The following is a 20879-nucleotide window of genomic DNA, read 5'->3' on the forward strand; positions in this document are numbered from 1 at the left end:
GCACGCCCTCACGTTTCCTATTTAGTTTTTTATAGCGATACTGTGTTCCGATTTATAACTACACGAGCTTCGATTTTCCTGTCAAATTGCGCATCCTGGTTGACAGCCCCGAGCGGTCGCCTATAGCCTGTCATGAAATTTTAGAACCTCGTTTCTCAGAACGAGATATTGGGCAGGAGACAACCTTGGGTGCGCAGATGCGCAAAGCGGTGAAAAACCGTCGGCAGACCGCGTGTCGCCGCGCATGTGCACGCCCATTGGGGAACCTGTCATGAAGCTCGAGACGCTCGACCGCAGCGAAGATGACGAGCGCGCTGGCGGCTCCGAACTCATCCAATCGGTCGTGATGACCGGCCAGATCATCGAGGCGCTCGCCGCCGCCGGCGAGCCGATGCGGCTGACCGCGATCGCCAATCAGCTGGGCGAGCCCAAGGCCAAGATGCACCGGCACCTCTCGACGCTGAAGCATTTAGGCTTCGTCGATCAGGATCCGAAGAACGAGACCTACCGTCTTGGTCTCAAGCTCGTGCATATCGGGCAGGCGGCCACCGACCAATTCGATCTGCGCCGGCTTGCCGAGCCCTACATGGCCCGTTTGCGCGATCTCACCTACCAGACGGTGGTGTTGAGCACGCCGGCCAATGGCGATGCCATCATCGGCGCGGTCGTCGACAGCCCCAACATGGTGAGCATTTCCGTGCGCCTCGGCTATCGCTTGCCGGCACACGCCTCCGCGCAGGGACGCATCACACTGGCCTTTTCGCCAAGCGCGATGCAGCAGCGCGTGCTGGCGCGCAAGCTGCAGGCGTTCACGCCACGTACGCTGACCGAGCCCGCGAAGTTGCGCGAACGCCTCGCTCGGATCCGCGAGGAGCTTTACGACGTCTCCATGGACGAGACTTTGCTCGGCATCTCGGTCGCGGCGGCGCCGATCCTGAATTACGAGAATGAGCTCGTCGGCGCCATCGGCATCGTCGGTACGACGCAGTATGTGCGCGAGCCGGTCGATCCCGAGCAGTTGAAGCTCTTGCGCGCGTGCACAAAGGCGATCTCGTTGAAGCTCAATTCGACGGCCTATGAAGGCCTCGGCATTCCAAATTTGCGGGAGTTCATCTTCGACTGACGCTTGAACGTTCGACAATCATAAACGCTATAAAACAGAGGGAGGGAATATGTCGCAATTTCGGTGGGTTTCCGCGCTGCTTATCGGCGGCGTGGCTGCAATGACCGGTGCGCTGACGGCACAGGCGCAAGGCGTCTACAAAGTCGGTATGTCGGCCGGCCTGACCGGCTACGCAGCGACGGTCGACCGCGCCTGGCGCGATGGCGTCGAGGTGGCGATTGCGGCGATCAACGCCAAAGGCGGCATTAATGGCCGCAAGGTCGAACTCGTCGTCGAGGACAATCGCTCCGAGCCGCAAGAGGCGGTGACAGCCTATCGCAAGATGATCTCGTCCGATAAGGCGCAGGTCTTCGCCAGCGGATGCGTTTCCGCCGGCAACTTCGCGGCGGCGCCGCTCGTCGTGCGCGCGGAAACGCCGATGGTGCTCTGCTCGATCCTGCCGCAGCAGCCCGATCATGTGAAATGGGCCTTCACCACCATTCCGCCGCCGCGCTTCGAGGTCGAAACGCGGCTCGAATACATCCAGAAGAAAACGCAGATCAAGAAGATCGGCGTGCTGCACGATCCGTCGCCTTATGCCAACGCGCAAAAGGCGGCAGCCGAGAAGGAGGCCAAGGATTACGGCCTCGAGATCGTCGGCGTCGAGCAATACAAGACCGACGACGCCGATCTCAGCGTTCAGATCCAGAAGATGTATGCGGCGGGCGCCCGCGCGATCATCAAGATCGGTCTCGGCGGCACGACGCTCACGGCTGCGAAGAACATCAAGCAGCTCGGTCTCGACATGATCATGCTGACGAGCCTCGAGGACATTGCCGTGTTCCGGCCGGTGGCCGAAGTGCTCGGCGACAAATTCTTCTTCGTCGCCTCGCCGGCCCAGGTCTACGACGGGCTGACCGACAGCCCGCTCAAGACCGAGATCGGCAAATTCCTGACGCCCTGGCGCGCCAAGTATCAGGATCGCGATCCGAACTGGGCTGGCCGCGGCTGGGACGCCATGATGCTGATCGCGGCGGCGGCCGAGAAGGCGAAGTCGGTGGATGGGCCGAAGGTGCGCGACACCTTGGAGACCATGGACAACTTCCAGGGCACCACCGGCATCTATCATTTCTCGGCGACCAACCACCAAGGCATCACCGAGAATCCGCTGCTGCTCGCCACGATTGTTGGCGGCCAAGTCAAAGTGGTGAAGTGAGCCAGTCCGTCTCCACCACCCGCATTCTCGAGGTCGAAGGGCTCTCGGCGCGCTATGGGCACGTCGAGGCTCTTCGCCCGGTCGATTTGCATGTCGAGGACGGCGAGCTCATCGCGATCCTGGGGCCGAACGGCGCCGGCAAATCGACCCTCATGAATGCGATCATGGGACTGGTGCCGACGGAAGGGCGTGTGCGGTTTCGCGGCCGCGACGTGCCGCGTCGCGCACCCGCCGAGGCCGCGGCGCTCGGCATCGTGCTGGTGCCGGAAGGACGCGGCATCTTCGCGCCGATGACGGTCGCGGAGAACCTGGAGCTCGGCGCCTATCTGCTCTCCGACAAGCGCGAATTCGCCCGCCGGCACGAGCGCGTGCTGTCGATGTTTCCACGTTTGAAAGAGCGTTTGACGCAGACGGCGGGTTCGCTGTCCGGCGGCGAGCAGCAGATGCTCGCGGTCGGGCGCGCGCTGATGGCCGAGCCGAAGATCCTGCTCCTCGACGAACCGTCGCTCGGCCTCGCGCCCCGCGTCATCGAGGAGATCCTGCAAACGCTCGGCGAACTCAACCGTCAGGGCCTGTCAATCATTCTCGTCGAACAGAAGGCGCCGCTCGTGCTCACGCTCGCGCGCCGTGCCTATCTCCTTTCGGTCGGCACGATCGCCGCCGAAATCGACCCGCGCACCATCAAGTCGCACGATGAACTCGCTCATTACTATCTGGGCTAAGGCCCGCGGCAATCTCGTTGCGCTGGTGCTGTGGGGACTTGCCGCAGCGCTCATCCTCTATTCGTACGTGACGGGTGGCTATTTCATCGCCGTTCTGCACTTCGCCTTCATCTACACGGTGCTGGTGACGGGGTTGAACATCTTCATGGGCTTCACCGGACAGGTGTCGTTCGGCCACAACGCTTTCGCGGCCATCGGCGGCTACACCTCGGCCGTGTTGACCGCGACCTACGGCTGGGAGCCGTTGTCGGCGGGCCTTGTCGGACTCGCCGGCGCGCTCATCTGCGCCCTGGTGATCGGCTACCCGGTGCTGCGTCTGCGCGGTCACTATCTTGCGATGGCGACCTTGGCGATCGGCCTCATCGTCTACGAGGTGGCGGTGCAGTGGGATTCGGTGACCAAGGGCTATATGGGCATTGCCGGCATCCCGCCTCTCGGCATCGGTGCTTACACCGTCACGTCGGACCGCGGCATTCTGGTGTTTCTGCTGATCGTGGCGGCGCTTGCGCTCCTGTCGGCGGCGGGCATCCGCCGCTCCCGCCTGGGCCGCGCCTTCGTTGCGGCCGCCGGCAGCGAGGACGCGGCACGCGCGCTCGGCATCGATGTCGCCCGTTACAAGCTCATCGCCTTCATGATCTCGGCCGCCTACGCGGCCATCGCCGGCTCTCTGTTCGTGCACGCGGTCGGCTTCGTCAGCCCGGAAGTGTTCGGCCTGCCGATGGTCGTATTGTCCTTCACGATGCTCTATGTCGGCGGAATCGGCACCATCGCGGGACCGGCGCTCGGCGCCATCATCATCTCGGCGCTGCCCGAAAGCTTCCGTACCTTCAAGGACTATCAGGACCTCGCTTACGGCGCGGCGCTGATCGCCATCCTGATCTATGCGCCGCGCGGCCTCGCATCGCTGCCGGAGCTTTGGGCGCGATGGCGCGGGAGGAAAGCATGAGCCTCCTTCGCATCGAGGGCCTCACGCGCCGCTTTGGCGGCTTGGTCGCCGTCGACGACGTGTCGCTGGACATTCCGGCCGATGGCCTCTCCGCCATCATCGGCCCGAACGGCGCCGGCAAGACGACCTTGTTCAACATGATCTCCGGCTTCATGCCGCCGAGCGCCGGCAGCGTGCACTTCGACGGGCAGAAGATCAGCGGCCTGCCGCCGGAAAGCATCGCGCGCCGCGGCCTCATCCGCACCTTCCAGCTCGTGCAGCTGTTCGAAGGGCTCACCGTTCTCGAGAACGTGAAGGTCGGCTGCCACCTGCACACGCGCGGCGGGCTGCTGGCCGCCCTGATGCCATTGTCGCGCGCGCGGGCGGAGGAAGCCTCGGTCGAGGTAACGGCGCGCCGGCTTGTCGAAGAGACCGGGCTGGCCACTCAGGCCGGGACTTACGCCGCCGTTCTGCCTTACGGCCAGAAGCGCTTGCTCGAGATCACCCGCGCGCTTGCGGCAAGGCCGAAGCTCTTGTTGCTCGACGAACCGGCCGCTGGTCTGAACCGGCAGGAGACCGATGCGCTCGCGATCTTGTTGCGCCGTATCGTTGCCGAAGGCACCGCTATTCTCCTCATCGAGCACGACATGAACTTGGTGATGAACGTTGCCGACCGCATCGCGGTGCTCGATTTCGGCCGTCTGATTGCGAAGGGCAAGCCCGACGAGGTGCGGCGCAATCCGGATGTGATCGCCGCCTATCTCGGTACCCAGGAGGCCGCCCGTGCTTGACCTTCTGGCTCAATCGATTCTGAGCGGCGTCGGCGTTGGCGCCATCTACGGCCTCATCGGCATCGGCTTTTGCGTGATCTACAACGCGAGCGGCATCGTGAACTTCGCGCAGGGCGCCTTCGTGATGCTCGGCGGGATGCTGACGCATGCCGTGATGACCAAGCTCGGCTGGCCGCTGCCCGTTGCCGCGGTGATTGCCGTCATCGTGGTCGCGGCCTCCGGCGTATTGCTCGAGCGCATTGTGGTGCGGCCGCTGTGGAATCGCGGCTCGACCATGTTCGTGATGATTCTCGCGACATTGGCGGCGCAGATCGTCGTCGAACGCATGACGCTTATCGCGGCCGGCGATCAGCCGCGTTCGCTGCCGGTGTTCACCGACCTGGCGCCGCTGCGGATCTTCGGCCTCGCCATCAGTTTCCAGTTCCTCTGGATCGTCGGCTGCTCGGTCGTCGTCATCGCCGGGCTCGCGCTGTTCTTCTCCTCGACCAAGACCGGCAAGGCCATGCGGGCCTGCTCGATCAACCGCGATGCGGCTGCGCTGCAAGGCATTCGCGTCTCGCGCATGCTGGCGCTCGCATTCGCGTTGAGCGCCGCGCTCGGTGCCGTTGCCGGCATCCTGATCACGCCGACGCAGTACACGGCGTTCAACGTCGGCGTGCCGTTTGCCATCAGCGGCTTCATCGCCGCGATCGTCGGCGGCTTCGGCCGCCCGCTCGGCGCATTCGCGGGTGGCATTCTGCTTGGCGTTGCGCAGGCGCTCGCCATCGTGTTTCTCGGCTCCGCCTTCAAGAATGTCGCGGCGCTTTCTATCCTGTTGCTGTTTCTATTTGTCCGCCCGACGGGGCTTCTCGGCCCCGCCAAGTAAACAAAGTGAGGATGTCATGGACATTCATGCGATCGACTGGAGTAAGATTGAGTGGAAGCAGATCCGCCCGGGGGTGGAGCAGAAGGCGTTTTCCGGCGACGGCGCGACCGTCGCGCTGCACCGGTTGATGCCGGGGCACGAGCCAAGGCCGCACAGCCATCCGCACGAGCAGATCGCCTACATCATGTCGGGACGCATCCGCTTCTTCATCGGCGATGAAGTGCGCGACGTCGGCCCAGGCGGCCTCGTGCTGATCCCGTCGAATGTGCGGCACTGGGGCGAGGTGATCGGTGACGAACCGGTGATGAACCTCGACGTGTTCACGCCCAAGCGCCCCGAATATGCGCCGTGAATGAGAGCGGCGCCCCTTAGGGCGCCGCAGCGGCGCTGCGATATCCGCAAATAACGGGCGGCGTGACGATCGGCGCCTGGTCGCGAGCGGCTACCGCTCGACGAAGGCCTTCTCGATGACGTAGTGGCCGGGCTCCGAGCCGCTGCCTTCGACGAAGTTTCGGTCCTTTAACATGGTGACCAGGTCGGCCAGCATCGCCGGGCTGCCGCAGATCATGACGCGATCCCGCTCGCGGTCGAGCGGCGGCAGGCCGATGTCCGAGGTGAGCTTGTTCGATGCAAGGCCGTCGGTGATCCGCCCGCGATTGCGGAACTCTTCGCGGGTCACCATCGGATAATAGATCAACTGCTGACGGACCTGCTCGCCGATGAATTCGTCTTGGGGCAGCGTCTGCGTGATGAACTCCTGGTAAGCCAATTCGGCGATGAAGCGGCAGCCGTGCACCAGAACGACCTTGTTGAAACGCTCGTACGTCTCAGGATCCTTGATGACGCTCAAAAAGGGCGCGAGGCCGGTGCCGGTGGACAGGAGATACAAAGTTTCGCCGGGCAGCAGATTGGAATGAATCAAAGTGCCGGTCGGCTTGCGGCCGACGAGCAGCTTCTCACCAGGCTTGATGTGCTTGAGGCGCGACGTCAGCGGACCGTTGTCGACCTTGATGCTGAAGAACTCGAGGTTCTCCTCGTAGCTGGAACTTGCCATGCTATAGGCCCGTAGCAACGGCTTGCCGTTGACTTCGAGGCCGATCATCGTGAACTGGCCGTTGACGAAACGAAAGCCTGTGTCTCGGGTAGCAACGAAACTGAATAGGGTGTCCGTCCAATGGCGAACATCCAAGACCGTTTCAACATTCAAACTCATTCGACGCGCCTCACTTTGAAGCCTTCACAGGCACGTTTCGTGCCACCGGTGATTTTGGGTGATCGCGCCTCGTATAGCGGAAACGGCGCCGCGCGCCAGTGACGATCCGCAATATCTGCTCTCCCGGCTTTGCAGCGCTCGGCCCCGTCGGTGAGAAGCGTCGGTACTTGGCTCTGGCGACGGACGCGTGCGCTGCCAGTTGCGGTGGTCCGGAGTGGGCGCTCGCACGCTATAAGCGCCGGGCGCCGATCCGATCGGCATCCAGGCGCGGCCAGATCGGCCTCCAGCAGACCTCTTGCATTGCGCCCTGGCACGACCATTGCTTGCATGTGTCGACGCTCAAAGAATTGCGAGGCGACGTCATGGCCCAATGCGATGTCCTCATCAAGCGTGCGCGATTGCGCGGTGTCCCCGACCTTCAGGACATCGCCGTTCGCGACGGCCGCATTGCGGCGATAGAGCCGGCGCTGACCTTCGACGCGAAGGCCGTCATCGATGCGGATGGCCGTCTCGTGACGGAATCCTTCGCCAATCCGCATCTGCATCTGTGCAAGGTCTGGACCTTGTCCATGGTGGAGGACGAAGCGAGGGAGAACTATCACGGCGAACAGATGGGCAAGGCCATGGGTGCGATCGAGGTCGCGAGCAGGGTCAAGGCCAACTACGCCGAAAGCTGGATCGTCGAGAACGCGCGCCGCGCCGTGGCGCTTGCCGCGATCTACGGCAATCTGCACATCCGCGCCTTCGCCGACGTCGATAGCAAGGCCCGTCTCGAAGGTTTGAACGCTTTGCTTAAGGTGCGCGACGAGTTCCGCGGCATCGTCGATGTGCAGGTCGTCGCCTTCGCGCAAGACGGCATTTTGCGCGAGCCCGGTACCAAGGATCTGATGCGCGAGGCAATGGAGCGCGGCGCCGATGTGGTCGGTGGCATTCCTTGGATCGAATACACCGATGCGGCGGCGGCCGAGCACATTGCTTTCTGTTTCGACTTGGCGGCCGAGTTCGATAAAGACGTGTCGATGTTGCTCGACGATGCCGGCGATCCCGGCCTGCGCACGCTGGAAATGTTCGCTATCGAAGCGATCAAACGCGGCTGGCAAGGGCGGGCTTTAGCGCATCATTGCCGCGCCATGAGCCTCTATCCGAAGCCTTATCTGCATCGGCTGATCGGCACTTTGCGGGCGGCCGATGTGTCGGTCGTCAGCGATCCGCACACCGGGCCGTTGCATGCCTGCGTACAGGAGCTGCTGGCCGAAGGCGTCAATGTCTGTCTCGGCCAGGACGATATTTCGGACGCTTACTATCCCTTCGGCCGCAACAACATGCTGGAAGTCGTCTTCCTCGCCTCGCATCTGCTCTGGATGATGTCGCGCGAGGAAATCGAGCGGCTTTACGACCTTGCGACCGTGAACGCCGGCAAGGCAATCAACGTGCCGTTGAAGATCGCGGTCGGTAGTCCTGCGAACTTGGTGGTGTCGCGCGAGCGCGACGTGCTCGAGGCTGTCCGCTTTCACGGCGAGCCCTTGCACGTCATCAGCCACGGCAAGGTCGTCGATCTTGTCCGCTTGAAGGAGATCGCCGGCCGCTGACGGCCGGCGCCGCTTCACATCTTGAGCAGGCGGCGTGCGTTCTCGCCGAGGATCTTCGCCTTGTCGGCGTCGCTGAGACTGGTTTGCTTCAACCAGTCGGTGGCGGCCTTGTTGGAAGCGAAGGGCCAATCCACCGCAAAGAGGATGCGGTCGATGCCCACTTCGGCGATGCTGCAGGCCAGCGCCGTGTCGGAGAAGTTGCCGCTCGTCGTCAGATGGAAGTTGCGACGGAATACGTCGCTAAAGCGCATGCCGTCGTAGACCGGGCGTGCCAAGAGATCGTCGATGCGCCACAGCATGAACGGGATCGCCTCGCCGAGATGGCCGAGGACGAGTTGCAGGTTCGGAAACTCGGCGAGCGCGCCGCTCAACACCATCCGCACCGCTTGCGTGCCGGTCTCGGCGGCGAAGCCCCAGACGGGGCCACGGAGCTCAGGGTACTGGCCGCTAAGGTCGTCGTAATAGACCTTGCTGACTTCGGGGCTTGGCAAAGCGGGGTGCAGATAGATCGGCACGCCGAGTTTCTCGGCGCGGGCGAGGATCGGCCAGAACGGCCGCTCGTCGAGGAATTTGCCGTTGGTCAGGCCGTTGACGACGGCGCCCTTGAATCCGAGGTCGGTGATGCAGCGTTCGAGCTCATCGGCGGCCGCCTCCGGGGCCGGCGTCGGTAGGACGGCAAAGCCGGCAAAGCGGTCGGGTTTGCCGGCGACGGTTTCGGCCAGCCGGTCATTGGTGACCTTGGCCATGCGCACGGCCGTATCCGGATCGAGTTTCTGCGTCGTCGGCCCGGCATGCGACAGCACCTGAATATCGACGCCCCCCTCGTCCATCTCGCGCAGGCGCGTTTCGCCAAGGTCGAGCAGTTTGCTGGCGATGGTCGGGGGGCGGCGGAGATCGAGGCCGGTGAAGTGCGCGACGAGGTTCGGATCGTTGTAGTGCTCTTCGATCGCGATGGTGACGGGTGCTTTGGCGTCCATCTTGAGGGTCCGTTTCGGGCCCACACGATAGAAACTTGTATGCAAAAACACATGCCAAAAATATAGGCAATGTTGCTGATTTATAAGCTACTTTTTCCCTTCGAGTATGAGCAAGATAGGCCGGAAGCGGTTCTTTTGGGAATCTTGTATGCACGGTCTCCCTGCCGGACAATCGACTGGCCTCGGTCAAGTGAAGCGCTATGCCTTCCTCCAGGCGCTCGGCGCGCGGGTGACGGACGAATTGGTCGTCACCAACCTCGCCAACACCGCCACTGAGTGGTTTTCCGTCCGGCCGTCTGACGCGAACCTCTACGCGGTCGGCATGGGCATGGTGACGCCCTATGCGCTGGGCTTGGCGCTGGCGCTGCCAGGTCGCAACGTCATCGCGCTCGATGGTGACGGCGGCATCTTCTTCGATCCGTCCGTGTTTGGGGTCATGGCCACGCAAGCGGGCGCCAATCTGACGGCGATCGTTTTCGACAATGGCGGTTATGTCTCGACCGGCAAGCTGCCGGCGGTGGGCTCGTTGAGCCATGCGGGCGTCGACATTGAGGCGCTGGCGCGAGTCTATGGCGTAACGCAGGTTGCGACCGTTGCCGACGTCGACGGCTTTCTCGCCGCGCTCGATGCCAAGCCGCAGGGCGGGCCGCGTGTCATCGTGGTCAAGACCAGCGTCGAGCAGCAGTTCGTCGGGGCGCTGCCGATGGATCTGAAAGAGAACAAGTATCGTTTCGCTCGCCATGTCGAGCAGAGCCAAGGGGTGAAAATCTTCAAGCCGTCGGCGAAGGAGCATGGCGCGAAGCCGGCGGCCGATCCGGCGTTGCGCGATGTCGGGCAATCGGGTTTCGGTCAGGTGCTGTACGAGGGCCTGAAAGAGAACGGTATCGACTTCGCGGTCGGTCTGCCGTGCAGCGGCTTTTCGGCGGCGCAGGATTTGCTGCTCAGGGACGGCACGTTCGATTACATCTCTGTGCCGCACGAAGGGACCGGCCTCGGCCTTTGCGCCGGCGCGTGGCTCGCGGGACGGCGGCCGGCGGCGCTGATTGAGAATTTCGGGCTTTTCGCCGGTGTCTATCATCTGCTGCGCGGCCATATGAGCTACGGCATCCCGACGCTCATCGTTACCGAATTCCGTGGCGACACCGGCGATCAGGAATTCTTCGCCGAAGGCGGCGAGGTGACGCCGGATGTGCTGCGCGCCATGCGCATCAATCACCGGGTGATCGAGCGTCTCGACGACATCAAGCCGGCGATCCGCGACGCGCTGCGTTGGATGGATGGGTGTCTGCGGCCCTTCGCGCTCGTGCCCACGTTCAACTTGACGCGGTTGAAGTCGTGAACGCCGACGCTAAGTCGATCGATGCGCTGCCGCCGCGGTTCGACTATGTCGTTGCCGGCGGCGGCTCGGCCGGTTGCGTGGCAGCGGCGCGGTTGTCGGAGGATCCGTCTATCACCGTGCTGCTGGTCGAGGCGGGTGCCGATACGCCGCCGGGCCAGGAGCCGGCTGAAATCCGTAGTCCGGCGCCGGTCGCGATCTTCCACGGCACGCGGTATCTGTGGCCCAAGCTCCGCGTCGTTCCGTTCTTGCACCGCCGCAAGTCGCGGTTCTACGAACAGGGCCGCGTGCTCGGCGGAGGCTCCAGCGTCAATGCGCAGGTTGGCAATCGCGGTCTTCCGGACGACTACGACGAATGGGAACGGCTCGGCGCGGCCGGCTGGGGCTGGCACGACGTGCTGCCGTATTTTCGCAAGCTGGAGCGGGACGTCGACTATGGCGCCGACAGCCAGATGCACGGTGCCGATGGGCCGATCCCGATCTATCGCGTGCCGCGCGACGAATGGCCGGAATTCTCGGTGCGGCTTGCCGCCGCCGCCGAACAGGCCGCCCTCGCCGATATCGGCGACCAGAACGGCGTTTTCACCGACGGCTATTTCGCGCCGGCCTATACCAACGAGAACCAGCAGCGCGTTTCCGCGGCGATGGCGTATCTCACGCCTGCGGTGCGCGCGCGGCCCAATCTCACCATCGTGACGGCATGCAACGTCGATCGCATCACCTTCGCCGGCAACCGGGCGGACGGTCTCGCGCTTGAGAAGGGCGGCCGTACGCGCACGATCGGCGCCGGCGAGGTGCTGCTCGCGCTCGGCGCCTTGCAGACCCCGGCGATGCTGATGCGCGCGGGCATCGGTCCGGCCGCAGTGCTGGCGGCGCACGGCATTCCGGTGGTCGCCATCCGCGAGGGCGTCGGCAAGAACCTGCGCGATCATCCCGGCACGCATCTCTGCGCGCTGGTGAAGCCCGCCGCGCGCATGCCGGCGCGGCTGAAGAAATCCGGCCACGTGGCGCTGCGCTTCACCTCGTCGTCGGCGGCGGCGCTGCCGTCCGACCTCTATATGCACAGCGGCCTGTCGTCCGCCTGGCATGGCGTCGGCCGCCGCGTCGCCTACTTCTATGTCTGGCTCAACAAGTCGCGCTCGACCGGCGAGGTCGTGCTGCAGGACACCGATCCGCGCAGCATGCCGATCGTGCGCATGAACCTGCTCGGCGCCGAGGGCGATGTCGACCGCCTTGCCGACGGCTTCCGGTTCATCGCCGGGCTTATTCGCGGCCGGGACATGGCGGCCGTCATCGAGCATCCTTTTGCCGTGCGCTTCAGTCCCTTCATCCGCTTCATGACCCAGGTCCACGCGACGAACCGCTTGGTCATGGGCGCGCTCGGCAAGCTGCTCGACGGCCCGGCTTGGCTGCGTCGGCTGCTGGTACGTCGTGTGCTATCGAACGCGCCGAGCCTCGACGCGTTGCTGGCCGATGCCGACACGCTCAAGACCTATCTCAAAACCTACGCGATGAGCGTTTCGCACGTCACTTGTACCTGCCGCATGGGCCGGCCCGACGATCCGCTGGCGGTGGTCGACACCGAAGGCCGCGTCTATGGCGCCGAGGCTTTGCGCGTCATCGACGCTTCGGTGATGCCGTCGCTGCCACGCGCCAACACCAATCTCGCGACCATGATGATCGCGGAGAAGCTGAGCGAAGCGATCCTGCGGGCGCGGACGGCGCGACAGGTGCCTTGAGCGGGAGAGCGCATGAGATTTCCGCGGCTGCATTCGACCGTCGTGCTCTACTTCGACGCGGTGCGCCGCTCCGGCTCGATCCGTGAAGCCGCGCGCCGGCTCAATGTTGCGTCCTCCGCCGTCAACCGCCAGATTCTCCAGCTCGAACAGGATATCGGTTTGCCGCTGTTCGAGCGTATCGCCACCGGCGTGCGGTTGACCGCGGCGGGTGAAGTCTTCGCGCGGCATGTGCTCTTTGTTTTGCAGGACGCCGAGCGGTTGAGCGCCGAGCTCGACCAACTCGTCGGCGTCCACGCTGGCCATGTGACGGTGGCGGCGGCCGAAGGCATCTGCATGTCGGTGATGCCGCAGGTCATCACCGCGCTGCGCGCCAAGGCGCCGCGTATCACGGTGTCGCTGCGGCGGACCGAGTCCTTGCGTATCGAGCAAAGCCTTATATCCGGCGATGTCGATCTCGGCGTCGGTTTCGACCTGCCGGTGGTGCCCGGCCTGCGCCAGGTCTTCGCCGCCAAATTCGCGATCGGCGTCATCATGCACCCGGAGCACGAGATGAGCCGGCAGGCGCGCATCCCATTATCCGCCCTGCTTGGCTATCCCCTGGTGCTGCCGGAGGACGCGGTGTCGATCATGCAGTTTCTCGCACCGGCCTTTGCCCGGCTCAACGCCAGGCCGTCGCCTACGGTGAGCACCAACTCCATCGATGCGATTCGGGCGCTGGTCGAAAGCAAGGTGGGCATTGGCATCCAGACGCGGTTCGGCATCGACCGCTCGCTCGCCGAAGGCACCCTCGTTCATGTGCCGCTCGATGCCGGCGGCCCGGTCATCAGCACGGTTTCGATCCTGTGCCGGGCGCAGTCCTCGCTGCCCGCGCCGGTCGATCTGTTGTGCCAGAGGCTGGGTGAGGAACTGCGCGCCCGGCAGGAAGCCGAGGCGGGTGCCTGATGCCGCCAGGGCATCACCCTGAGCGATTGTCTCTGCTTTCGGAGAGCGCTCAAGTCCGCCTAAGCTTGCCGCCGATACCGGGGGTGCCGGCCCCATCAGCCTTCAACGAGGATCGCCATGCCCGACGCTCTTAGCGCTGCCGAGATCTCCCCCAACCAGCTTCCTGTCATCGATGTCTCCGGCCTCTCGTCCTCGCGCGCAGAGGATCGCAAGGCTGTGGGCGCCAAGATCCGTGCCGCCTGTATCGACAACGGCTTCTTCTACATTTCGAACCACGGCATCCCGCAAGGGCTGATCGAAGCGGTGGAGCAACAGACGCGCCGCTTCTTCAGCCAGCCCGACGCCCTCAAGGCGCAGGTCGCCAAGACCCAGTCCAAGTGCAATCGCGGCTGGGAGCCGCTGAAGGCGCAGTCGCTCGATGTCACCGCGCCGCCGGATCTGAAGGAGACTTTCTATCTCGGTCTCGATCTGCCGCTCGACCATCCGATGGTTGTCGCCGGCAAGTTCAATTACGGCCCGAACCAATGGCCGGTGGATCTACCCGGCTTCAAGGCGACAATGCGCGCCTATCACGCCGCGCAGCTTGATCTCGGCGAGCGGTTGATGGTCGGCCTCGCGCTGTCGCTCGATCTGGATGAAGACTATTTCGACGGCTTCGACCGTGATCCGCTGTCGACCCTGCGGCTGCTCTATTATCCGCCGCAGCCGCTCGACGCCCTGACCAACCAGATCGGCGCCGGCGCGCATACCGACTACGGCACGCTGACCATGCTGCTGCAGGATGCCAATGGCGGCCTGCAGGTGCGCGATGTCGACGGCACCTGGATTCACGCCAAGCCGATTCCGGGAACGTTTGTCGTCAACATCGGCGATGCCATCGCGCGCTGGACCAACGACCTCTATCGCTCGACCTTGCACCGGGTCGTCAACGTCTCCGGCAAGGAGCGCTATTCGATCCCGTTCTTCTATTCTGGCAATGCCGATCACCCGCTTGCTTGCATCCCGAGCTGCCTCAAGCCGGGCGAGACGCCGAAATACCCGACCGTGACGGTCGCCGAACACATGCAGGAAATGTACAGCCGCAGCTACGGCGCCGCGGCCAAGGCGCAGGCGGCCGCTTAAGGATGATTGAGTGAGGTGAAAGCGCCCGCCGCGAGCACTGCGCGCTCCCTCTCCCCGTTGGGGAGAGGGTTGGGGTGAGGGGGCTCGTGACTCTCGATGTCGATAACCCCTCACCCGCCCGCCTTCGCTAAAGCTTCGGCGGGCGACCTCTCCCTATGGGAGAGGTGAAGGGAGCGAGCGGCGACTCAATCCAAAACGACGACGCACTAGAGCTGTTTATGGAGAGTGAGGCAAATCGCCATCTGCTCGCAGCGAAGGCCGCCACGCAAAAAGGGCCCCTTGCGGGGCCCTTTTCATTTCAGCGTCAGCGATGCGCTTACTGGTAGTCCAGCGACAGCATGTTCGGCGGCAGCTTGGTGAAGCCGATGACTTCCGGGCCGGCGACCTTGAGCACGATGTCGAACGTCTTCTGTAATGCGGGGTTCATGTCCGGCGTGAAGGTCTTCACCAGATCGCGGCGGACCTGGTCGCGGAATTCCTTGATGCCCTCGGGCGACAGCTTCATTTCCTTGCCGCGCTCTTCCCAGACGTCGTCGTTGGTCTTCAGGATTTCGTAGACCTCTTGATAGGCGGCGACGAAGGCCTTCACGTTGTCCGGGTTCTCCTTCACGTAATCGGCGCGCATGCCGAAGAAGAGATAGGGCACGGTGGGAATGCCGAGGTCCTCGGTGATGGCGCGGATCGTCACCAGCGTCTTGTACTTGCCGGAGGCCAGCATGTCGGCGGCGAGCGAATTCCACATCTGCGTGGCGTCGAGCTGGCCCTGGTCGATCGAGCCGCGCAGCAGCGGCGCGGCCGCTTCCTGGATGGTAACTTCCTTGGCGAGGTCGACGCCGTACTTCTGCTTGGCGGCCGCCTGCATGATCATCCAGTCGTAGGACGTCTTGCTGTGCACGCCGAGACGCTTGCCCTTGAGATCGGCGAGCGTCTTGATCGGCGAATCCTTCGGCACCAGCACGGTGTTGACGTAGGTCATGAACGGCGCAACGCCGACGATCGGGATGCCGCCGTCGATGATGCGCGCGGTCGCCAGCCATTCGTAGACGATCATCTCGGCGCTTTTGCTCTGCATCGCCGCCGTCGCCGTGTTGGCGTTGGTGTAGTTGATCGTCTCGAACTTGAAGCCGTACTTCTCGTCCAGCTTGAATTTCTTGATGACGAAGGGCGGAAAGGACATCGTGCCCGCCGGATTGAGCATCATGCGGATGGTGCCGCCATTGCCTTTTGCGGCGGCGAACGATCCCTTTGGCAAGGTCGACGCGGCGGCGAGGCCGAGGGCGGCGGTCGTGAACTGTCGGCGGCTCAGAGACATCGGGGGCTTTCCTTGTTGACGCGGGCTAAACGAGAGCGACTTCGGACCGGCCGGAGTGGCGGCGCAGTGCGTTGACGACGGCCTTGCTCTTTTCGATCAGGCTGTTGTCGTCGTAGGAGCGCGGGCGCGTGACGCCGGCCATGCTGACCTCCTCGCGGATGGTGGCCCCCGGGCCCTGGCTCATGACCATCACGCGATCGGCCAGGAACGACGCCTCCATGGCGTTGTGGCTGACGAACAGAATTGTGGTGCGGAAGGCCGACCAGATTTTCAGAAGGCTCTGGCGCAGATGCTGGGCCGTCATCTCGTCGAGCGCGCTGAAGGGCTCGTCCATCAGCAGGATGTCGGGCTCGATGGCGAAGGCGCGCGCGATCGATGCGCGCTGCTGCATGCCGCCGGAGAGCTGCTGCGGATAGAAGCCGGCAAAGCGCGTGAGCTCGACCAGTTCGAGCACGCGGTCGACGCGGTCGCGCCATTCATTGGCGGGAAATTGTGCCGCCTTCAGCGCGAATTCGATATTGCCGCGAACGGTTTTCCAGGGCAGCAGGCGCGCCTCCTGGAAAACGTAAGCGACGCGGAAGCCGGAGGCGATCTGCTGGCCGAACGCTTTGCCCTGGATCGTGAACTCGCCGTCGTAGTCGCTTTCGAGACCGGCGACGATGTTCAGCAAGGTCGACTTGCCGCAGCCGGAAGGGCCGAGAATGCCGACAATCTCCCCCACCTCCACCGATAGATCGACGCCATTGATCGCGGTCCAGCGGCGAGTGCCGCGCTTGCCGCCGAATTCCTTGCGAATGCGTTTCAGATCGATCTGCGGCACGCGCTGTTTTCCATCATGAGAGGGCCGCCGCAGGCGATCACTGCGAGCGCCAGCGGAAGATCCATTTCTCGAGGGTTCCGAGGATGACCAATTCGATGAACAGCATGACGAAGAGGAAGCTCAGCGCATGCGCGAGCACCTCCTTCATGTTGAACATCTGGTAATAGAATTCGATCTGGTAGCCGATGCCGTCGCCGCGGCCGAGCAACTCGGCGAACAGCACCATCTTCCAAATGAGGCCGAGGCCGAAGCGAGTCGATGCGACCAGGATCGGGGCGACTTGCGGCGCGACGACCTCGAAGACCTGTTGTGCGCGGCTGGCGCGGAACGCCTTGGCCATGCCGAGCAGCTTGGGGTCGATGCCTTTGACGCCGTCGCGAATGTTGATCGTCAGGATCGGTATGATCGGGATGGCAGCGCCGAGGATCGCGGCTTTGTCGTTGAGGCCGACGACCATGTAGCAGGTGAGCATGATCACCAGCGCCGGGATGGTGATGAAGCAGACGATCCAGACGCGGAAGAACACGGCGGCGGCCGGGACGAGGCCGATGGTGAAGCCGAGCGCCGCCGATATCGACATGGCAATCGAAAAGGCGATGACGATGCGGCCGAGCGTGATGCCGATGTCCTTCCAGATCGCGCCTTTGACCATGGCCTCGTAGAGGACTTCCGCGACCACATGAGGGGCGGGAAGGACTTTCTCCGAGAGCGCCCACGAGCCGAGATACCAGGCGCCGATGAGCGACAGCACCGAGATGAGGCTGATCAGCACATCGGTGGCGTTCGGACCGAAGCCGGAGAAGCGCGTGGCCGCAGGCTCCGACGCAGGAATTGCATCGGCGGTCGTATGGGGAAAATTTGTTGCAGATGTCCGCATGCCGAAATCCAGTGTGCGACCATCGAAGCAAGGACCGGGCCAATGTGCATACAGGGGATTTCGTTGCAAACGAGCCTTTTGTGGCCTAATTTTATAACCGGACGAGCGCCCGGCAGACCCTTGCCGTCAAATTTGTATGCAGGACTGAACAAGAAGTATGCAAAAGGCGAGAAAGAAAACGACCGCCGTGGCGGAAGGTGCGCTCCCGCCACGCGAGTCCGGCGAGACGCTGGCGGAAGTCCTGCATCGCGAGTTGGAGCAGGGCATTCTCAAAGGCGAGTTGAAGCCCGGCGACCGGCTCGACGAGGTCGAGGTGGCAAAGCGCTATGGCGTGTCGCGGACGCCGGTGCGTGAGGCGTTCAGGCTGCTCGGGGCCAACGATCTGGTCGACCTGCGCAGCCGACAGGGCGTCATCGTGCGCAAGATCGGCGTCAATACGGTGATCGAAATGTTTCAGGTGCTGGCCGAGTTGGAAGGCCTGTGCGCGCGGCTGGCCTCTCGGCGCATGTCGCCGGAGCAGGACGCGGAGTTGGGGCGGATCCACGAGCGCCTGAAGTCATCCGCCGCGGGCAGCGACGTCGACGAGTTCGACGCGATCAACCTTGCCTTTCACAGTCTCATTCACGGGGCGGCACGCAACGCTTATTTGGCGCAGGAAACGCGCCGCTTGCGTAACCGCATGGCGCCATATCTGCGCCGCGTGACGTACAAGCCGCATCGCTTCCGGACGACGATCACGGAACATCAGCAGATCATCGACGCGATCCGCGCACACGATCCGGATAAGGCTGACGAGGTGATGCGGCACCACGTCAGCCTGCTCAGCGAGGATCTCGCGGATTTCATTGCCGTCTATGATTGAATTGCTGTCTGCGATTGAGCGGCCCACGCTGCGCTAATTGGCGTTCTTGCTGCCGGTGCTCGGGATTTGAATGGTCACGTCGTAGCCCATTTTGATCGCGTTCGATGCCGGACCGAGTGCTGCCTCCAGCGCGGCTTCACGGGTCGCGTAGGCACCGGTGCGGTCACCATCGTGTTCGATGCAGAATCCGTCAGTCGCCGGGACAATGCGGTAGATGGCGGCCGTCATGTTATGCCTCCGCGCGATCGGGCCAATTCGTCATGCTCACAACGCAAACGCACGGTGCTCGCGCCAGTTCCGGTACGCCCCTCGACCGCTGGGCGCCACATCGGCCGCGGTTGCGGTTAGAATGACACCATTCGAATCATCAGACGGAGCTATCGGCGTGCGGTCGGCGGGTGCGATGTTGACGCTTCTGACGTTTTCGTTGCCGGCGCAGGCGCAAGACCCGGTCGTGCAAGGCCGGCAAATCGTCGAGGAGTTCTGTGGACCGTGCCATGCCACGGGCAAGACAGGTGCGAGCCCGCATGCGGACGCGCCGCCGTTTCGGACCTTGGCGCGCAGCTTCGATCTCGATCGTTTTCCGCAATTGCTGGAGCGCGGCATCTCCTCGAACCATCCCGACATGCCCGAGTTCAAGTTCAACGAAGCGAGCGCCCGCGCCGTCCGCGATTACTTGCGGACGGTCCAGGCGGAGCCGGAACCGCGTCCCGAGCCGCAACGTTGATCCGCGGCAAACGGAGGGTCACGCAAATGGCGGCGGATTTCGACGGCGAGTTCCTGCAGGCGCTCGGCAAGGCGACTATCGCGCGGTGGAGCGAGCTGTCGCAGGAAGCGCAGCAGCTCCTGTTCGAAGGGGCGGTCCAAACCAAGGACGATGGCTTTCGCGAGGCGCTTGCGGTCTATCTGCACGACCGCCATCCGCGGACGGCGCACTGACTAGCGGTCGCTGCTCACGCGCTCGACCGGCAGCGGGATTGTCTGCGCTACCGGTGCGTCGTCGGCGACCAATGCGCCGTACGCATCGGCCCGTCCCGCCCCATACATCGCGTCGCGACCTTTCGGGCCGAGATCTGTTGCGGTCGTCATGAGCCGCTCGCGCAGCTTCGCCGCCGTGAGGTCGGGCCTGTGCTGCAGCATCAGCGCGGCGATGCCGCTCACTTCCGCCGCGGCGAGCGACGTACCGGACGAGATTTCGTAGCCGCCGTCCGGAATGGCCACCAGGATATCCGCACCCGGCGCGGCGATGGCGATATGCTTGCCGCGGTTGGCGGCCTCGAACAGTTTGTCGTTGGTATCGGTCGCGGTCACGGCGATCACATGGGGGTCGGCCGCCGGATAAAGCGGTGGCGATTTTGCGCCGGCATTCCCAGCCGCGGCGATCAGCACGGTGTTCTTCTTGGCGGCCGCGGCGAGGCTGCGGCCAAGGGCGGGATCCTGCGGACCGGCAAAGCTCATATTGATAATGCGTGCGCGGCGCTCGATGGACCAGTCGAGACCTTTAAGGATGTTGAACGTCGTCCCCTGGGCGCCCTTATCGTCGGGATCGAAGGCGCGGACGGCAAGAAGGCGGGCATCCGGTGCTGCACCCTGGAGCTTGCCATGCGCGGCGATCAGGCCCGCAACGCCAGTGCCATGGGCATGCGGCGCCATCGGCTTGTCGAGCGTGTCGAATGACTCGGCGATACTGCCGGCGAGTTCCGGATGCGACGCGTCAATGCCGGAGTCGATCACAGCGACGAGGACGCCATCCCCTTTGGCGATCGCATGCGCCTGCGGCAGCTTGAGTTTGTCGAGCTCGTACTGAGGGAGCGCGTCGCTGGCCTTCGCCACGACTTCTTGCAGCGTGAACACGTAGTTCGGTTGCGCCGAGGCGACCACGCGGTCGGCTTCGAGCGCCCGCACCACGGTGGCAACCGAGCGCCGGTCCGGGATGCGCCAGCGGAACATGGTGGTGCCGGTCAGCGTCATCGTGCGTGACTCGATGCGCGTGAGCCGATGGCGCCGTTGTAACCCTTCGATCTGCTGCGGCGTCACCGAGCGGGCGACTTCGATCACGACTTCGTCCGGGACCATACGGCGTTCGTTCGCGCCCGGTGCATTGCTCGGACGTTGCGCGCGCTGACGCTGCGGCCGGCGTGGCCGATCGATGTCTTCAACGACCGTACCGTCGTCGACAAAGCGCGGATTGGATGGCGGAATCATCGCCGGCACGGCCATGATGATGCCCGGCACGACCGTGCCCCAGCCGGGGCCGCGATGGCCGCCGCCGTTGTATCCGCTCCCCGATCCACCACCACGCGATGGTGTCGGTGCCGCTGGTGTGGTCACCGGCGGCCGGCCGGTGCCGATATTGACGCTGCGGCTATCGTACTTCTGCGCCGAGGCGCTTGCGGCCACGACGCTCAACGTCGTTGCGGCCAGCATGCATGCGAGGGCGGTTCGGCGGACGCGGATGGCGATCGACAT

General features: G+C 64.0%; 22 protein-coding genes. 15 read left to right on the forward strand and 7 right to left on the reverse strand.

The window, feature by feature from the left end; translation table 11 throughout:
* The first annotated feature begins 271 nt into the window (after window positions 1-271).
* The 7 genes from DW352_RS22000 to DW352_RS22030 are packed head-to-tail and all read left to right on the forward strand — an operon-like array spanning window position 272 to window position 5973.
* The gene (locus DW352_RS22000) at window positions 272-1123 is read left to right on the forward strand and encodes an IclR family transcriptional regulator (RefSeq protein ID WP_162827122.1); all 852 of its coding nucleotides are present in this window, start codon (window positions 272-274) and stop codon (window positions 1121-1123) included.
* A gap of 49 nt (window positions 1124-1172) precedes the next feature.
* Window positions 1173-2318: an ABC transporter substrate-binding protein gene (locus DW352_RS22005; protein WP_115693338.1), complete on the forward strand. Its 1146-nt coding sequence runs from the start codon at window positions 1173-1175 to the stop codon at window positions 2316-2318.
* Complete coding sequence (locus tag DW352_RS22010; protein WP_115693339.1) at window positions 2315-3040, forward strand: ABC transporter ATP-binding protein; 726 nt, start codon at window positions 2315-2317, stop codon at window positions 3038-3040. The genes DW352_RS22005 and DW352_RS22010 overlap by 4 nt, the downstream gene beginning before the upstream one ends.
* On the forward strand, window positions 3012-3986 hold the full coding sequence (locus DW352_RS22015; RefSeq protein WP_115693340.1) for a branched-chain amino acid ABC transporter permease: 975 nt from the start codon (window positions 3012-3014) through the stop codon (window positions 3984-3986). The genes DW352_RS22010 and DW352_RS22015 overlap by 29 nt, the downstream gene beginning before the upstream one ends.
* Window positions 3983-4756: an ABC transporter ATP-binding protein gene (locus tag DW352_RS22020; RefSeq protein ID WP_115694551.1), complete on the forward strand. Its 774-nt coding sequence runs from the start codon at window positions 3983-3985 to the stop codon at window positions 4754-4756. The genes DW352_RS22015 and DW352_RS22020 overlap by 4 nt, the downstream gene beginning before the upstream one ends.
* Window positions 4749-5621: a branched-chain amino acid ABC transporter permease gene (locus DW352_RS22025; RefSeq protein WP_162827123.1), complete on the forward strand. Its 873-nt coding sequence runs from the start codon at window positions 4749-4751 to the stop codon at window positions 5619-5621. The genes DW352_RS22020 and DW352_RS22025 overlap by 8 nt, the downstream gene beginning before the upstream one ends.
* 16 nt (window positions 5622-5637) lie before the next feature.
* Window positions 5638-5973 carry a cupin domain-containing protein gene (locus DW352_RS22030; RefSeq protein WP_115693342.1) on the forward strand — a complete coding sequence of 112 codons (336 nt, stop codon included), beginning with the start codon at window positions 5638-5640 and terminating at the stop codon, window positions 5971-5973.
* A 90-nt stretch (window positions 5974-6063) separates the two neighbouring features.
* Here the strand turns inward: DW352_RS22030 and DW352_RS22035 are convergent, their stop codons facing one another.
* Entirely contained in the window at window positions 6064-6834 is a 771-nt protein-coding gene (locus DW352_RS22035) for a ferredoxin--NADP reductase (protein ID WP_115693343.1), read from the reverse strand.
* 362 nt (window positions 6835-7196) lie between these two features.
* Between DW352_RS22035 and DW352_RS22040 the strand changes: the two genes are divergently transcribed.
* The gene (locus tag DW352_RS22040; RefSeq protein WP_115694552.1) at window positions 7197-8423 is read left to right on the forward strand and encodes an amidohydrolase family protein; all 1227 of its coding nucleotides are present in this window, start codon (window positions 7197-7199) and stop codon (window positions 8421-8423) included.
* Between the two features lie 14 nt (window positions 8424-8437).
* Here DW352_RS22040 and DW352_RS22045 read toward each other — a convergent pair whose 3' ends face one another.
* Window positions 8438-9400, reverse strand: a complete 963-nt coding sequence (locus DW352_RS22045; RefSeq protein ID WP_115693344.1) for an amidohydrolase family protein — start codon at window positions 9398-9400, stop codon at window positions 8438-8440.
* A gap of 148 nt (window positions 9401-9548) precedes the next feature.
* Between DW352_RS22045 and DW352_RS22050 the strand changes: the two genes are divergently transcribed.
* The 4 genes from DW352_RS22050 to DW352_RS22065 all read left to right on the forward strand — a co-directional run bounded on the left by DW352_RS22050 (window position 9549) and on the right by DW352_RS22065 (window position 14539).
* On the forward strand, window positions 9549-10739 hold the full coding sequence (locus DW352_RS22050) for a thiamine pyrophosphate-dependent enzyme (RefSeq protein ID WP_162827124.1): 1191 nt from the start codon (window positions 9549-9551) through the stop codon (window positions 10737-10739).
* Entirely contained in the window at window positions 10736-12475 is a 1740-nt protein-coding gene (locus DW352_RS22055; RefSeq protein WP_162827125.1) for a GMC family oxidoreductase, read from the forward strand. The genes DW352_RS22050 and DW352_RS22055 overlap by 4 nt, the downstream gene beginning before the upstream one ends.
* A 12-nt stretch (window positions 12476-12487) precedes the next feature.
* Window positions 12488-13417 (forward strand): LysR family transcriptional regulator, encoded by a 930-nt coding sequence (locus tag DW352_RS22060; protein ID WP_115693347.1) that lies wholly within the window; start codon window positions 12488-12490, stop codon window positions 13415-13417.
* 117 nt (window positions 13418-13534) lie between these two features.
* On the forward strand, window positions 13535-14539 hold the full coding sequence (locus tag DW352_RS22065) for an isopenicillin N synthase family dioxygenase (protein WP_115693348.1): 1005 nt from the start codon (window positions 13535-13537) through the stop codon (window positions 14537-14539).
* 316 nt (window positions 14540-14855) lie between these two features.
* Here DW352_RS22065 and DW352_RS22070 read toward each other — a convergent pair whose 3' ends face one another.
* From DW352_RS22070 to DW352_RS22080, 3 genes are read right to left on the reverse strand one after another with little or no spacing between them, the layout of a single operon-like run.
* On the reverse strand, window positions 14856-15851 hold the full coding sequence (locus tag DW352_RS22070; RefSeq protein ID WP_115693349.1) for an ABC transporter substrate-binding protein: 996 nt from the start codon (window positions 15849-15851) through the stop codon (window positions 14856-14858).
* 25 nt (window positions 15852-15876) lie between these two features.
* Entirely contained in the window at window positions 15877-16671 is a 795-nt protein-coding gene (locus tag DW352_RS22075) for an ABC transporter ATP-binding protein (RefSeq protein ID WP_162827126.1), read from the reverse strand.
* 37 nt (window positions 16672-16708) lie between these two features.
* Entirely contained in the window at window positions 16709-17548 is an 840-nt protein-coding gene (locus DW352_RS22080) for an ABC transporter permease (RefSeq protein WP_115693351.1), read from the reverse strand.
* Window positions 17549-17735: 187 nt separating this feature from the next.
* Between DW352_RS22080 and DW352_RS22085 the strand changes: the two genes are divergently transcribed.
* Entirely contained in the window at window positions 17736-18410 is a 675-nt protein-coding gene (locus tag DW352_RS22085; RefSeq protein WP_210209877.1) for a GntR family transcriptional regulator, read from the forward strand.
* A 33-nt stretch (window positions 18411-18443) separates the two neighbouring features.
* Here DW352_RS22085 and DW352_RS22090 read toward each other — a convergent pair whose 3' ends face one another.
* On the reverse strand, window positions 18444-18638 hold the full coding sequence (locus tag DW352_RS22090) for a hypothetical protein (protein WP_115693353.1): 195 nt from the start codon (window positions 18636-18638) through the stop codon (window positions 18444-18446).
* 175 nt (window positions 18639-18813) lie between these two features.
* Between DW352_RS22090 and DW352_RS22095 the strand changes: the two genes are divergently transcribed.
* Both DW352_RS22095 and DW352_RS22100 read left to right on the forward strand, forming a co-directional pair.
* A complete protein-coding gene (locus DW352_RS22095; RefSeq protein ID WP_115693354.1) occupies window positions 18814-19137 on the forward strand; it encodes a c-type cytochrome in 324 nt (107 codons plus the stop codon).
* 26 nt (window positions 19138-19163) lie between these two features.
* Window positions 19164-19349, forward strand: coding sequence for a hypothetical protein (locus tag DW352_RS22100; RefSeq protein ID WP_115693355.1), 186 nt, complete (start codon window positions 19164-19166; stop codon window positions 19347-19349).
* On the opposite strand, the gene DW352_RS22105 is transcribed toward DW352_RS22100, so the two are convergent.
* Window positions 19350-20879, reverse strand: coding sequence for a S8 family serine peptidase (locus DW352_RS22105; protein WP_115693356.1), 1530 nt, complete (start codon window positions 20877-20879; stop codon window positions 19350-19352).

It is taken from the genome of Pseudolabrys taiwanensis (genome assembly GCF_003367395.1).
GTDB classification, from domain to species: Bacteria; Pseudomonadota; Alphaproteobacteria; order Rhizobiales; family Xanthobacteraceae; genus Pseudolabrys; species Pseudolabrys taiwanensis.